Origin of the sequence: Caloranaerobacter ferrireducens, from assembly GCF_001730685.1 — a bacterium.
GTDB classification, from domain to species: Bacteria; Bacillota; Clostridia; order Tissierellales; family Thermohalobacteraceae; genus Caloranaerobacter; species Caloranaerobacter ferrireducens.
The window spans coordinates 635,947-650,711 of sequence record NZ_MDJR01000001.1 but is presented as its reverse complement, the minus strand read 5'-3'; the positions used below and the strand labels follow the sequence as shown (position 1 = coordinate 650,711).

12 protein-coding genes and 1 other annotated feature are annotated in these 14,765 nt (G+C 28.1%); all 12 genes read right to left on the bottom strand.

All coding sequences use genetic code 11. The annotated features are described in order from the left end of the window. Window positions 1-13 precede the first annotated feature (13 nt). The 12 genes from aspS to secF all read right to left on the bottom strand — a co-directional run bounded on the left by aspS (window position 14) and on the right by secF (window position 14,758). Window positions 14-1,801, bottom strand: coding sequence for an aspartate--tRNA ligase (gene aspS, locus BFN48_RS03135; RefSeq protein WP_069649404.1), 1,788 nt, complete (start codon window positions 1,799-1,801; stop codon window positions 14-16). Continuing rightward, complete coding sequence (gene hisS / locus BFN48_RS03130; protein WP_069649403.1) at window positions 1,801-3,069, bottom strand: histidine--tRNA ligase; 1,269 nt, start codon at window positions 3,067-3,069, stop codon at window positions 1,801-1,803. The genes aspS and hisS overlap by 1 nt, the downstream gene beginning before the upstream one ends. 68 nt (window positions 3,070-3,137) lie before the next feature. Further along, window positions 3,138-3,349: a binding site (T-box leader), on the bottom strand. 33 nt (window positions 3,350-3,382) lie between these two features. Then, a complete protein-coding gene (gene hemZ / locus BFN48_RS03125; RefSeq protein ID WP_069649402.1) occupies window positions 3,383-4,867 on the bottom strand; it encodes a coproporphyrinogen dehydrogenase HemZ in 1,485 nt (494 codons plus the stop codon). 11 nt (window positions 4,868-4,878) lie between these two features. Further along, on the bottom strand, window positions 4,879-5,052 hold the full coding sequence (locus BFN48_RS12370) for a hypothetical protein (protein ID WP_176718804.1): 174 nt from the start codon (window positions 5,050-5,052) through the stop codon (window positions 4,879-4,881). A 74-nt stretch (window positions 5,053-5,126) separates the two neighbouring features. Then, the gene (locus BFN48_RS03120) at window positions 5,127-5,747 is read right to left on the bottom strand and encodes an MBL fold metallo-hydrolase (RefSeq protein WP_069649401.1); all 621 of its coding nucleotides are present in this window, start codon (window positions 5,745-5,747) and stop codon (window positions 5,127-5,129) included. An 11-nt stretch (window positions 5,748-5,758) separates the two neighbouring features. After that, window positions 5,759-6,208, bottom strand: a complete 450-nt coding sequence (gene dtd, locus BFN48_RS03115) for a D-aminoacyl-tRNA deacylase (RefSeq protein ID WP_069649400.1) — start codon at window positions 6,206-6,208, stop codon at window positions 5,759-5,761. Between the two features lie 13 nt (window positions 6,209-6,221). Then, window positions 6,222-8,375 carry a RelA/SpoT family protein gene (locus BFN48_RS03110; RefSeq protein WP_069649399.1) on the bottom strand — a complete coding sequence of 718 codons (2,154 nt, stop codon included), beginning with the start codon at window positions 8,373-8,375 and terminating at the stop codon, window positions 6,222-6,224. Window positions 8,376-8,549: 174 nt separating this feature from the next. Then, window positions 8,550-9,062: an adenine phosphoribosyltransferase gene (locus tag BFN48_RS03105; protein ID WP_069649398.1), complete on the bottom strand. Its 513-nt coding sequence runs from the start codon at window positions 9,060-9,062 to the stop codon at window positions 8,550-8,552. After that, on the bottom strand, window positions 9,053-11,593 hold the full coding sequence (gene recJ / locus BFN48_RS03100; RefSeq protein WP_069649397.1) for a single-stranded-DNA-specific exonuclease RecJ: 2,541 nt from the start codon (window positions 11,591-11,593) through the stop codon (window positions 9,053-9,055). The genes BFN48_RS03105 and recJ overlap by 10 nt, the downstream gene beginning before the upstream one ends. A gap of 68 nt (window positions 11,594-11,661) precedes the next feature. Further along, on the bottom strand, window positions 11,662-12,060 hold the full coding sequence (locus BFN48_RS03095; protein ID WP_069649396.1) for a LapA family protein: 399 nt from the start codon (window positions 12,058-12,060) through the stop codon (window positions 11,662-11,664). A 15-nt stretch (window positions 12,061-12,075) separates the two neighbouring features. Beyond that, the gene (locus tag BFN48_RS03090; RefSeq protein WP_069649395.1) at window positions 12,076-13,755 is read right to left on the bottom strand and encodes an ABC1 kinase family protein; all 1,680 of its coding nucleotides are present in this window, start codon (window positions 13,753-13,755) and stop codon (window positions 12,076-12,078) included. A gap of 115 nt (window positions 13,756-13,870) precedes the next feature. After that, entirely contained in the window at window positions 13,871-14,758 is an 888-nt protein-coding gene (gene secF, locus BFN48_RS03085) for a protein translocase subunit SecF (protein WP_069649394.1), read from the bottom strand. Window positions 14,759-14,765 lie beyond the last annotated feature (7 nt).

Sequence of the window (14,765 nt, the reverse complement as noted above, 5' to 3'; positions counted from 1 at the left end):
GTATTTTCCCAGCTTATTTTTCATTATCAGGTTCAACATTTATGTGTAGTTCTTTTAACTGTTCATTTGAAGCTTCAGATGGTGCATTTGTTAATAAACAAGTTGCATTTTGTGTTTTAGGGAATGCAATTACATCCCTTATGTTGTCACTATCTGTAAGCAACATTATTAATCTATCAAATCCATATGCAATACCTCCATGAGGAGGAGTACCATATTTAAATGCTTCAAGTAAAAATCCAAATTTATTCCATGCTTCTTCTAAAGTAAAACCTAATGCTTTAAACATTCTTTCTTGTAACTGAGAATTATTGATTCTTATACTTCCACCACCAATTTCATCTCCATTAATAACAATATCATAAGCCTTTGCTCTTACTTTTTCAGGTGCAGTTTCCAAAAATTCTATATCTTCATCTACTGGATGTGTAAATGGATGGTGTTTAGCTACATATCTACCCTCTTCCTCATCATATTCAAAAAGTGGGAAATCAGTTATCCATACTAATTTAAACTCATTTTTATCTATTATATCTAATCTTTTAGCAACTTCTACTCTTAAATGTCCTAATGCATCAAATACTACTGAAGGTTTATCTGCAACGAACATAAGTAAGTCGCCTGTCTTTGCTTCCATTCTTTCTAAAATAGCTTCAATTTCATCTTCACTTAAAAACTTACTTATTGGAGATGTTACACCATCTTCAGTCACTTTTATCCAAGCAAGACCTTTAGCACCATATGTTTTTACAAAATCTTCTAGTTTAGAAATTTCTTTTCTACTAAATTTTTCAGCACATCCATTAAAATTAATTCCTCTAACATTGCCCCCATTACTGATAGTTCCTGAAAACACCTTAAAATTTGAATTCTCAACAATGTCAGATATATTTTTTAATTCAAATCCAAATCTTAAATCAGGTTTATCAGAACCATATCTCTCCATTGCTTCGTTATAGCTCATTCTTTTTATAGGTAATTCTATTTCAATTCCTTTTATTTCTTTAAAAATCCTGTATAGTAACTTTTCATTAATACTAATCACATCATCTACATCTACAAATGACATTTCAATATCTATTTGTGTAAATTCAGGCTGCCTATTAGCTCTTAAATCTTCATCTCTAAAACATTTTACTATTTGATAATATCTATCCATACCTGATACCATTAATAATTGTTTAAATAACTGTGGTGACTGAGGTAAAGCATAAAATTTGCCCGGATTAACCCTACTAGGTACAAGGTAATCTCTCGCACCTTCTGGTGTTGTTTTTGTAAGCATAGGAGTTTCAACTTCAGTAAAATTATTTTCATCTAAAAAATCTCTTACAATTTTTGCTGTTTTATGCCTAATTTTTAACTTTTGCTGCATTGATGGTTTTCTTAAATCAAGATATCTATACTTTAATCTCATAGCTTCTGAAACATCATCATTATCTTTTATATAAATAGGTGGAGTCTCTGCTTCATCTAATATTTTTAGTTCCTCTGCAAATACTTCTATCTCCCCTGTTGGTAAATTCTCATTTATAGATTGTCTTTTATAGACCTTTCCTTTTACTGCGATTACATATTCACTTCTAATCTGATCTGCTTTTGTAAAAGCCTTTTCTGATACATCTTTATCAAAAACTATTTGAACAATTCCTGTTGTATCTCTTAAATCCACAAAAATTAGACCACCTAAATTTCTTCTTTTTTGAACCCAACCCATTAGCACAACTTCTTTACCAATATCTTCAACTCTTAAATTACCACACATAGTAGTACGTCTTAGTTTGCCCATTGTCTCTCCCATTATCTATTACCTCCTTGCTCTTTAATAAATTTAGATATCTCTTCTATCTTAATATCAATTTGCTGACCAGTATCCATATTCTTAATTTTTACTAATCCTTTATTTAGTTCATCTTCTCCTAACACTAATGTAAATTTAGCATCTAGTTTATTTGCATATTTAAATTGTGCTTTTATACTTCTTCCTAAATGATCTTTCTCTGCTGATATTCCTTCTTTCCTTAAATTATAAAGTATCTTGAAAGCTTCTTTTTCCACATTTTCACCTATTGTAACAAGAAAAACCTCTAACCTCTCAGGCTTAGGAATTTCAATGCCTTTATTTTCAAGAGTTAATAGTAATCTTTCAATACCCATACCAAACCCAACACCTGGTGTTGATGGACCTCCGATTTCTTCAACTAGTCCATCATATCTTCCGCCACCACAAACGGTCGATTTTGCCCCTATTTCAGTCGAAATAAATTCAAAAGCTGTTTTCGTATAGTAATCTAATCCTCTCACTATTTTTGGATTTACAATAAAGTTAATATTAAGAGTAGATAAATAATCTTTAACCTGTTCAAAATGACTTTTGCACTCATCACATAAATAATCAATCATCAATGGTACATCTTTTAGTTCAGATTGACATTTTTCATTTTTACAGTCAATAATTCTCATTGGGTTTTTTTCATATCTCACTTGACATGTTTGACATAAGTTTTCCAACTTATTTGATAAATAGTTTTTAAGTATTTCATTATATTCTTTTCTACATTTTGGACAGCCTACACTATTTATATTAAGTTCTATATCCTCAACTCCTAATTTTCTGTAAACTGTCCATACTAAACTTATAACTTCTGCATCTACAGATGCACTATTTGACCCAAAAACTTCTACTCCAAATTGGTGATGTTCTCTTAATCTTCCCTTTTGTGGTCTTTCATATCTCAAAACTGGAGTTATGTAAAAAACCTTAATAGGTTGTGGTTCTGCAAATAACTTATTTTCTACATACGCTCGTACAACAGAAGCTGTCCCTTCAGGTTTTAATGTTATACTTCTACCACCTCTATCTTCAAAAGTATACATTTCCTTTTGAACTACGTCAGTTGTTTCTCCAACACCTCTTTCAAATAGCTCTGTATGCTCAAAAATTGGTGTTCTAATTTCTTTATATCCAAACTCCTTACATGTTTCTCTGAATAAATTTTCTAAATACTGCCATTTATATGAGTCTACAGGCAATACATCTTTTGTACCTCTTGGTGCTTTCATAGTCATCGTTACCCCTCCTTAGAATATGTTATAATGTGTTAGAAAAAAACCTCTCATCACTGTCTAAACTATATGACAGGGACGAGAGGTTAATCCCGCGGTGCCACCCTTATTGGGTAAATAATACCCCACTTTACTACCATTAACGCTGGTCTACGAATAGCTCTACTAACTTTCAAGCTATCTACTCCAGAGTGTCTTCGTTAGATGTAAGCACCGGATTCCCACCATCACCGGCTCTCTTTAGCTCAGTGATCTAACTACTCCTCTCCTTCATAGTATTTATAATATTTTAAATCATTATAATTAAAATATTATTTTATGTCAATAATTTAATGAACTTTTTCTTTCTTTCAATCATTTCATCAACACGTTTTAAATATTCATTAAGATTTTTTACATTTGGAACACGTTCAATCCTATTTTCGTCTGGAAAGAAAATTTTCGATACTCCTCCTGCTCCAACGGCCAAAATTGTTTGCTTTTCCTCCATAATTAAAATATTATATAAACATTCTTTATCTTGTACTGTATAGCCTACGTTCTCCATATTACCCAAAATCTGCTTTTGTCTATATAAATAGTATGGATACATACCCATTTCATATGCAAATTTTCTCGTAATATCAATCATTTTCTCAATTTCTTTTTGCTTTGATAGCTTAAAATCATTCAAACTCTCATTCAGTTTTGAAGCTCTTTTAATTGCCATAGTATGAACAGTTAAATTATCAGGTTTTAATTTTTCTATAAATTCCATTGTCTTTATAATATCTTCAACACCTTCATTAGGTAAGCCAACAATTAAATCCATATTTATATTCCTAAAACCTATTTCTCTAGCTAAACTGAAAGCTTCTAAAATATCTTTAGAGCTATGTTTTCTACCAATCAGTTTTAATGTGTTTTCATTCATAGTCTGTGGATTTATACTTATTCTATCAATTCCTAGTTTTTTTAGTTTTATAAGTACATCTCTTGATATCGTATCTGGACGCCCTGCTTCAACAGTAAATTCTGCTATATTATCTGTCCCAAATACGTTTTGGATTCTGTCAATTATTTTTTCTAAATATGAAATAGAAATTGATGTAGGCGTACCACCACCAATATAAACGGTATTTATCTTCATATTTTCTGTTAACTCTCCAACTTTATCTATTTCATATATTAGCTTCTCAACATACTCGCTTACATAATTTTTAGATTTATCTAAAGGATTAGAAGGAAAAGAACAATATACACACCTTGTCGGACAAAATGGAATACTAACATACAAACTAAAATTTGTCTTTAAAACAGGATATATATACTTTCTCTGCAGTTTAGCGATATTCAAAATTAATTTAGCTTTTTCTTTAAATATTTTATAATTATTTAATAGTATTTCTAAAATAGATTCATCATTGTACCCTTTATCAATCAATTCATGTACTACTTTTGTAGGCCTTACTCCTGTTAATATTCCCCAAGGCGCTTTCATTTCAACAACTTTTGTAACTGCTTCATAAATCGACATTTTAACTGCAATTTTCAATTTCTTCTTTTCACTAAAATCTTTTACTCCAATTTTTTCTGCTTCATTAATAACTGATGAGCTTAAAAGTTTATCACCTTTTTTGATATTAGTCTCAACAACATAAGAATGATTATTTTTATATAATATACTTTCTATCAAAAGGCTTTGGTCATCAACCAAAGCCTTTTCATCTATAAATCTTATTTCATCATTAACAAAAAATATTCTTAGTAATTCAAACACTTCATAAACAAAATCATGCCCTTTTAAAATTACACTAATCATTCCGATTCTCCTTAATAATCCTTTTCTATTTCTGTTAATAATTTATTTAATGATTTATTTGATAAATAAAACTTATCAACTATGTCATTCTTACTCACATTTAATAAACTAAATTCAATTATATCATTTAAACTAATATCATCATATAGATTTTTCTTTCCGTAAATATATTCAGATATTTTCAATAAAACACCCCCCAAAAGATAGTTTATTATTAGTTTTCCACCTATCTTTGAGAGTATACTTTTTAAGTATTTTTCTATACTATAAACGGATTTGTTATCTTTTCAATTCCTATAGTTGTTGCAGGACCATGTCCTGGGAAAATTTTAACATCATCATCATAAATTAGTAATTTTTCTTTTATTGATTTTATAATACTATCATGTGAACCACCTGGTAGATCTGTTCTACCTATTGAACCAGCAAACAATGTATCTCCTGTTAATATATTATTCTCTAATTTTATACAAATACTCCCCTTTGTATGACCAGGAGTATGAATAATATAAGCATCATATTTTCCAATTTTAATCACATCTTTGTCTTGAAGTACATCATCTGGATTTACTTCAACGTTTTTTATACTCATTTTACTTGATAAATTAATATCACTATCTTTTAACATATATTCATCATCAGCATGTATCAATATTTTAGCATTTGTTTTTTCTTTTAATTCAATTATTCCACCTATATGATCACCATGTCCATGAGTTAATACTATATATTTGACTTTTAATCCCAACTCTTCTATTTTTTCTAATATAACATCAACATCTCCACCTGGATCAACAACTACAGCTTCGCCCGTTTTCTCACATCCAATAATATAGCAATTTGCAGAATATACTCCAACAGGTAGTCTTTCAAAAATCATTATTCTCCCTCCTAGAATATCTTTTTACTATCTAGCAAAATAGTAACAGGTCCATCATTTATTAATTCTACATGCATATGTTCCCCAAACTTGCCAGTTTCAACTTTAATACCTGTTTTTCTAATTTTATTAACAAATTCTAAATACATACTCTCTGCTTTTTCTGGCTCAGCTGCATTCATGAAATTCGGTCTTCTACCTTTCCTTACATCCCCATATAGTGTAAACTGTGATACAACCAATAATTCTCCCTTAATATCAACTAATGATTTATTCATTTTACCATTTTCATCTTCAAATATTCTCAAATTTGCAATTTTATCGCATAAATAATCTAAATCTTTTTCATCGTCATCTTGTCCTACTCCTAAAAGTACAAGTAACCCTCTGTTTATACTACCCACTACAGTACCTTCCACACTAACACTAGCCTTAGAAACTCTCTGTACAACAGCTCGCATTTTCTCATCCTTTCTAAGTTATAACTCTATATACATCAATAACTCCATTAATGCTTCTTATCCTTCTCATTAGCTCGTTTAATTGTTCAACACTTTTAATTTCTAGAACTAAATTTATAAGAGCTATTTTTTCTCTATTTGTTCTAGCATTTAATGAAGTAACTGTTAAATTCTTCTCTGTTAATAATTGAGTAATTTCAGACAACAATCCTGATCTATCAGTAGCTTTAATTTGTATCTCTGCTAAATAAGAAACTTTTTTAGCATCATCCCATTCTACTTCTATAAATCTATCTTGTATACTTAAATCAGCTATATTGGGGCAATCCTTTCTATGAATTGAGACCCCTCTTCCTCTAGTAATATAACCTATTATTTCATCTCCCGGTACTGGATTGCAACATTTTGAAAATCTGACCATAATATTATCTATACCTTTAATCTTTACTCCTTGAGCTGGTCTGTACTCTTTATTATTTCTTGTTTGTTTTACTATTTCTTCATCTCTCTTATCTTCTTTATAATACTCTTTATAAAGTTCTTTTAATTTATGAACTACCTGTGATAATGTAATACTCCCATAACCAACTGCAGCATATAAATCATCGACACTACTTAAACTTAATTTAGAAGCTACTTCTTCTAACCAATCTTCTTTCAAAATTTCAGTCAATTTGAAGCCCTGTCTTTTTACTTCCTTTTCAATTTGTTCTTTACCTCTATTAATATTTTGTGTTCTTTCTTCTTTCTTAAACCATTGCCTAATCTTACTCTTTGCGTGGCTACTTTTTACAATTTTTAACCAGTCCCTGCTTGGACCATTACTATTCGCAGAAGTAAGTATTTCTACAATATTACCATTTTTTAATTTGTAATCAAGAGGTACTATTCTACCATCTACTTTAGCTCCTATACAATTATTCCCAACTGCAGTATGAACTCTATATGCGAAGTCAATCGGAGTTGAGTCAGCTGGCAGACTAATTACATCACCTTTTGGTGTAAAAACAAAAACTTCATTTGTAAATAAATCTATTTTTAATGACTCCATAAATTCTTTTGGATCTTTTAGTTCTTTCTGCCATTCTAGTAACTGCCTTAACCAACTTAATTTTTTGTCAAAATCATCACTCTTACTTACACCTTCTTTATATTTCCAATGTGCTGCTATACCATATTCTGCTGTTCTATGCATTTCCCATGTTCTAATCTGTATCTCTAAAGGTTCTCCTTGTGGTCCAATAACTGTAGTGTGTAGAGATTGATACATATTGGGTTTCGGCATAGCAATATAATCTTTAAATCTACCAGGTATTGGCTTCCACATTGTATGCACTATACCTAATACACCATAACAATCTTTGACAGTATCTACTATAACCCTAATAGCAGTTAAATCGTATATTTGTTCAAAAGTCTTATTCTGGTAAACCATTTTCCTATAAATACTGTAAAAATGCTTTGGTCTACCATTAATTTCACTCTTAATACCCATTTCTTCTAATTTTTCAGATAATATTTCTATAACAGTATTAATATACTTTTCTCTTTCTCTTCTCTTCATGGATACTTTTTCAACTAAGTCATAATATCCTTCAGGGTCAAGATACCTTAATGCTAAATCTTCTAACTCCCATTTAATTTTTGAAATACCTAACCTATGAGCAATAGGAGCATATATTTCAAGGGTTTCTAAAGCTTTTTCTTTCTTTTTTGTCTCAGACATATAATTTAGAGTTCTCATATTATGAAGTCTATCTGCTAACTTAATTATAATAACCCTGATATCTTTAGACATTGCAATAATCATTTTTCTTAAATTTTCTGCTTGTCTTTCCTGTTTTGAACTGAATTTCAATTTTCTTAGTTTTGTAACTCCATCAACCAGGTTTCTAATTTCTAAACCAAACTCTCTTTCAATATCATCAAATGTTACTTCTGTATCTTCAACCACATCATGTAATAAGCCTGCAGCTATAGTAGTTGTATCCATATTAAGTTCTGCTAATATTAAAGCAACATTATAAGGATGTATAAAATATTCTTCTCCCGATACTCTATACTGCCCTTCATGTGAAGTTTCTGCAAAGTAATAAGCTTTTTTTACAATATCTATATCACCATGAGGGTTATACTGCTTTATTTTATCTATAAGACTGTTTAACAAATCTATTCACCCTCTTACTTGTTTTTTAGTTTTCATAACTCTATTATGTAAACTCTAGTGATTCCAATAAATTATATAGATATAGTATAACATAATAATATTATTAACTAAACCACTTATGTTAAAAAAACCCCACAGAAGTGGGATTTTTTGAATTAATATAATTTGAGTCTTTTAGAACTTAATTAATGAATTAACTTCATAATCTTTAAGTAATTCTCTACCATTTAGGAATTCTAATTCTATAAAGAAACTAATTGCAACTACCTCTCCACCAAGTTCTTCAATTAATTTTACTGTAGAATGTACTGTTCCACCTGTTGCTAATAAATCATCAACTACAACAACTTTTTGTCCTGGTTTAATTGCATCTTTATGCATTTCTAATTTATCTGTACCATATTCCAATTCATATTCTACGCTTACTGTCTCTGCTGGTAATTTGCCAGGTTTACGTACTGGTACAAATCCAGCGCCTAATTCATAAGCTAGAGGAGCGCCTATCAAAAAGCCTCTTGCTTCAGGTCCAACAATTATGTCTATATCCTTATCTCTTAATTTCTCAGCCATTTGATTTATTAAGTAGCGGAAAGCTTCCTTGTCTTTCAAAACAGTTGTTATGTCTTTGAAATTTATTCCTTCCTTTGGAAAGTCCTTAATGTTTCTGATTTTGCTTTTTAAATCCATACCATTTCCTCCTTTTTTATTTCAAATAAATTTAGAAATGTATTCTTCATTTTACTTTGATTATTTAATAGCAGATTAGCACTCTTATATATAGGTATTTCTAATATTTCGATGCTATCTCTTGGCTTTTGCTTTAATTTTATATAGTAATTATTCTGATTAACTTTATAATCAATCAAATTACAATCTTTTAGTATTTCAAGTAAAAAGATAAATTTACTTTTATTAATTTTAATTTTATAACTTTTACTTAAGTAATTAAAGTAACTCACAATATCGATTTTAAATATATCTTGCTTATTTAAAATAAATGTTTTATAAACAACTCTTAGTTCATTTAATTTGGGAACAAAGTTATCTAGAAAAACTTGATTCATTTTAAAATCTTTTTCATTAAATAATAAATATACTTCCTTATCTATCAACCTTTTTATTATATCAAAAAAATTGTTTTCATCAAAACAAATATCAAAAAAAATTATTTTATTAAACATACTTAAATCATATTCTTGATATAATGGATTGATTAATAACGTATTTGTCCTAATATTAAATTTATCTCCAACATTAATGGATATTCTTTTATTAAACTCTCTTCCTTGAAAATATAACTCATCAATTATTCTTTTCGCATTTAACAAATTATTTATTATAACTAGAACATTATCGTTATTATATAAAAATTCAATTAAATATCCTATCCTATCATCAACTTTTTTAATAATTATTTTGTTACTTAAATCAGAAATAGTATTATCTTTTTTCTTTCTTAAATTACAAATAAAGTTTAAATAATACTCTTCTTCAATATCAATACTAATATTATTTTTAATAAATATCTCTTTAATATTTAATTGAAGTTTTTTTTCATTCATATACATATTCACATCAGGAACAAATATAATATCTACTCTATCACCTTCATTAATATATTGCGCTTTGTGACCTAAATTAAAGCCTATGCAATCCATAACATATTCATCGTCTTCAATACTAAGTTTTAAATGCTTTCCGTCAGAGCCGACTGCTTTAATATTAATAACCTTCACATCTTTACTAACAAATAATGGAGATGGATTGCCAATTCCATATGGTTTTAACAACTTTAATTCTTCTATAATTTTATAATCTATATCTTTCATTTTTAATATGTCATCAACTTTTATCTCGTCAATCATATCTTCTTCCATAAGTAAATTTTCAGCAATTTTATTTATTTCTTTTCTAAAACTATCAATTTTTTCTCTATCGATTGATAAACCTGCAGCTTGTTTATGTCCACCAAACTTATTAAAAAACTTACTTACTTTACTTAATCCTTCATATATATCAAAAGTTGGTATACTTCTAGCTGACCCTCTTCCTTCATTACCTTCAATTGCTATTAAAATGCATGGTTTAAAGTACTTTTCACATATTCGTGATGCTACAATACCAATTACACCATGATGCCAATTTTCACTTGCGATTACAAGTACTTTTTCTTTTTCATATCTATCGTCGTTTTTAATAATTTCTTCTGCCTCTTTCAGTATCTTCATTTCAATTTCTTGACGTTCTTTATTTACTTTATCTAACTCTTTAGCTAACAATAAAGCTTCTTCCATTGATTTAGATGTCAAAAGCTTAACACCTGTTTTAGCAGAACCCAATCTTCCAGCTGCATTAATTCTTGGACCTATTACAAAACCTACATGTCCAACTGTTATCTCCTTATCTTTCAGTCCAGTTACTTCTAATAATGCCTGAACTCCTATATTTTCAGTTTGATTAATTAATGCTAAACCTTCTTTTACTAAAATTCTATTTTCACTTGTTAGTGAAACAACATCTGCTACCGTTCCTATTGCAACAATAGGTAATATTTCTTCTAAAGGTATTTCAAAATTCAACTTAGTCGATATTGCTTGAATCAACTTAAAGGCAACGCCTACTCCAGCAAGTTTCTTAAAAGGATAATCACTATCTTTTCTATTAGGATTTATTACTGCAAGAGCATTAGGGATTTCGCCTTCACACAAGTGATGATCTGTAATTATAATCTCAATACCTTTTTCATTGCAATATTCAACTTCATCAATTGCCGTAATACCACAATCAACAGTAATAATAAGTTGTCCACCTTTATAGGCTATATAGTCAATAGCCTCTTTATTAATGCCATATCCTTCTGTTATTCTATCAGGTATATAATATTTAACATTACAACCTACCTTTTCTAAATACAGCTTTAAAATTGTTGTGCTAGTAATTCCATCTACATCATAATCTCCATAAATCCATATCTGTTCTTTTCTATGAATTGCCTTAATTATTCTTTCAACTGCTATCTCCATATCTTTAAGCAAGAAAGGATTGTATAAATTTTTCAGACTTACATTAATAAAGTTTTCACATTCTTCTACAGTTTTAATACCTCTATTTATAAGAACTTTCGCAGTTATACTAGATATATCAAAAGCATTGGTAATTTCACTTATACTACTGTAATCTTCATTGTATAGTTTCACAAATTTATCATACCTAATCATACAATTCACCTACTACATCAAAGTCTATATATGCTAAAACCTATAGAATATGTATTCATAATATCTTATTATTCATTATCGATTATTTCATTTTTATCATTATTTTCTTCTGAATTTATCTTTTCTATTTCATTTTCTTTATTACTCACTTCAGAATCAGTTTCTAATTTTAAATCTTTTTCCGAAATAATCTCTTCAATTCTACTTTCTAATAGAGTTTTTTCTTCTTCTAATTTCTTAATTTTTCTTACCTGTTCTTTTATTTTCAAAGTTAATTTTAACTGCCTTACAAGTCCTAATATAGTAACTATTACTGCCCCCAATGCTGCTGACACAAATATAACTATAGCCTGAGAAACTTGAACCTTAGCAAAAAAGAAATCAATCATAACACTGTCTGCATTTTTTAAGGCAAACACTGCTACTAGTATTGCAAAAATAAGTGAAAATATAAAACCTATTTCCATTATAATACCCCCTAGTTATTTATAATTCCTCTTATTTAATAAGATAGAAATAATTAATGTTACTCCTAAAATCCCAGCTGCTACAAAACCTATTAAACCAAAAGCTGACATCCCTAATATTTGAGGACCTGTATTAGCTTGTATTATTATAGATGATCCTACAATAATTGATGAGATTATTAAACTTAAAGATAACTTATTGGTTAATATATATATTTCTTTTTCCAACCTATTTAATCCTTCTATTTCCATTTTAATTTTTAGTTTATCTTTATCTATTTTATATAGTATATTATTAACTTTATTAGTAATTTCAAGAATATTCTCTATGTTTTCGGTTGTAGTATCTATAATTTTTTTTGTTATAGATTTAGGATTCAATTTTCTTTTTGTTATTTCTTTTACAATCTCCTTAGAAACTTTTGATAAATTAAACTGAGGATTTAATTTTTTTCCTGTACCTTCAATCGTTATAATTGATTTAATTAGTAATATCAATTGTGAAGGCATTCTTAGCTTATATTTATATGCTATTGCCATAATTTCATTAAGAACTTCTCCAAAGTTAATTTTATTAATTGGTAAATTAAAATAATGATTTACAATAAAAAATAATTCTTTCTTTAAACCAATTTCATCAGTTTCATCAGATATTGCATTCATTTTATTAAGACTTTCTACTATCTTATCTATATCTCTACTAAGACTCGCTTTTAGCAAAGTAGTTATAAATTCAAATGTTAAATTATCTAAATATCCAACAACTCCAAAATCTATAAAACTTATTTTATTTTCTGATAATATTAAAATGTTACCTGGATGTGGATCACCATGAAAAAATCCATGTATAAATATCTGCTCTAAAAAAATTTTCGCACCTAGTTCTGATAATTTTTCCTTATTAAATCCTATTTTATCTATCTCATCAATATTACTTACTTTAGTTCCTTTTATTTCTTCCATTACTAATACTTTTTTTGTTGTATATTCCCAATATATTTTAGGAATTACTACTCTTTTATCATTTTTGAAATACATTCTAAATCTTTCACAATTTTGAGCTTCATAAGTATAGTCTAACTCCTTTTTTATAAAATAAGAAAACTCTTCTACAATATCCCTTGCACTAATAACTATTTTTTTCTTTAAAAGTTCATCAAACATTTTAGCTAAAGTATATAGGATATCTATGTCTTGTTTTATTACTTCATTTATATTAGGTCTCTGTATCTTAATCACAACTTTATTGCCATTTTTTAAAACACCACGATAAACTTGACCAATAGATGCAGTTGCTACAGGTTTTTCTTGAAACTCTATAAAAATATCTTCTAACTCTTTACCTAACTCACTTTTAATAATATTTTTTGCAGTATCTAAATCAAAAGGAGTAATTTCATCCTGTAATTTTGATAACTCATCTACTATATCATTAGGTAAAATATCATATCTTGTACTAAGAATTTGTCCAAACTTAATGAAAGTCGGTCCTAATTCTTCTAATGTAAATCTAATTCTTTCGCCTCTAGTATATTTTTGACTATATTTTTTACTTTTCTTTATAAATACTTTTGAAATAATACTTCTGTTATCAATTTTTTCTGCAATCATACCAAATCCATATTTTGTTAGAATTTTAGCTATTTCTCTATATCTTTTTAATTTATTCCTCTTTTTAGAAAAAAATAATTTCAATCTTACCACTCCTTTATTAGTGGTATATATATCCATTATTATTGTCTTAAGTTAAATATATATTACAGAAAGTCTTCTTTTTAGAAAAAAAACTGCCTTGCGGCAGTTTAATATTTTATACTCTATTAGGATTATAATTATTTCTATCTGTAACTCTTGTTTTTAATAGATACCATATAGGACTAGCTATAAATATTGATGAATAAGTACCAGCTATTATACCAACAATTAGTGGCAATGCAAAATCTTTTATAGCCTCAACACCGAAAATATATAAAACTACTATAGCTAATAATGTTGTAAATGAAGTATTAATAGATCTTACAATAGTTTGAGAGATACTTTTGTTTACAATATCTTCATATTTATCCTTTTTCATAATCTTTATATTTTCTCTAATTCTATCAAAAACTACAATTGTATCATTTATTGAATAACCTACTATAGTTAACATAGCTGCAACAAAAGAACTATTAACAGGCACTTTAAAAATTGCATATACACTAAGAGCAATTAAAACATCATGAATTAAAGCAATAATAGCTGAAATACCAAACTTAAACTCAAATCTAAATGTGATATATATAAGCATACCAATAGTAGCTATTATTACTGATAATAATGCTTTAGTTCTTATTTCCCCTCCTATAGAAGGTCCAAATTTTTGTGACTGAATAAAAGCTTCGTCATTAAGATTATATTTTTCTTTAAACTTATTAAATATTTCTAATCTATCTTTATTATCTAAGTCTAAAGTTGTCTTTATTATAACTTGCTCTTTATTATCTCCAGCATGAAGAATGCTTGCATTCTTATCAAATTCATCTGTAATTTCTCTTATTTCATTAACTGGTATTTTTTTACCAAAATCAATCTGTAGTAAAGTTCCTCCAGTAAAATCAATACCAAAGTTCAAACCACTTACAATTGCCATTACTAAACCTACCACAATTATAGCTAAAGAAATAAGGAAAAATTTGTTTCTATTTCTTATAATATTCACGTCAAAT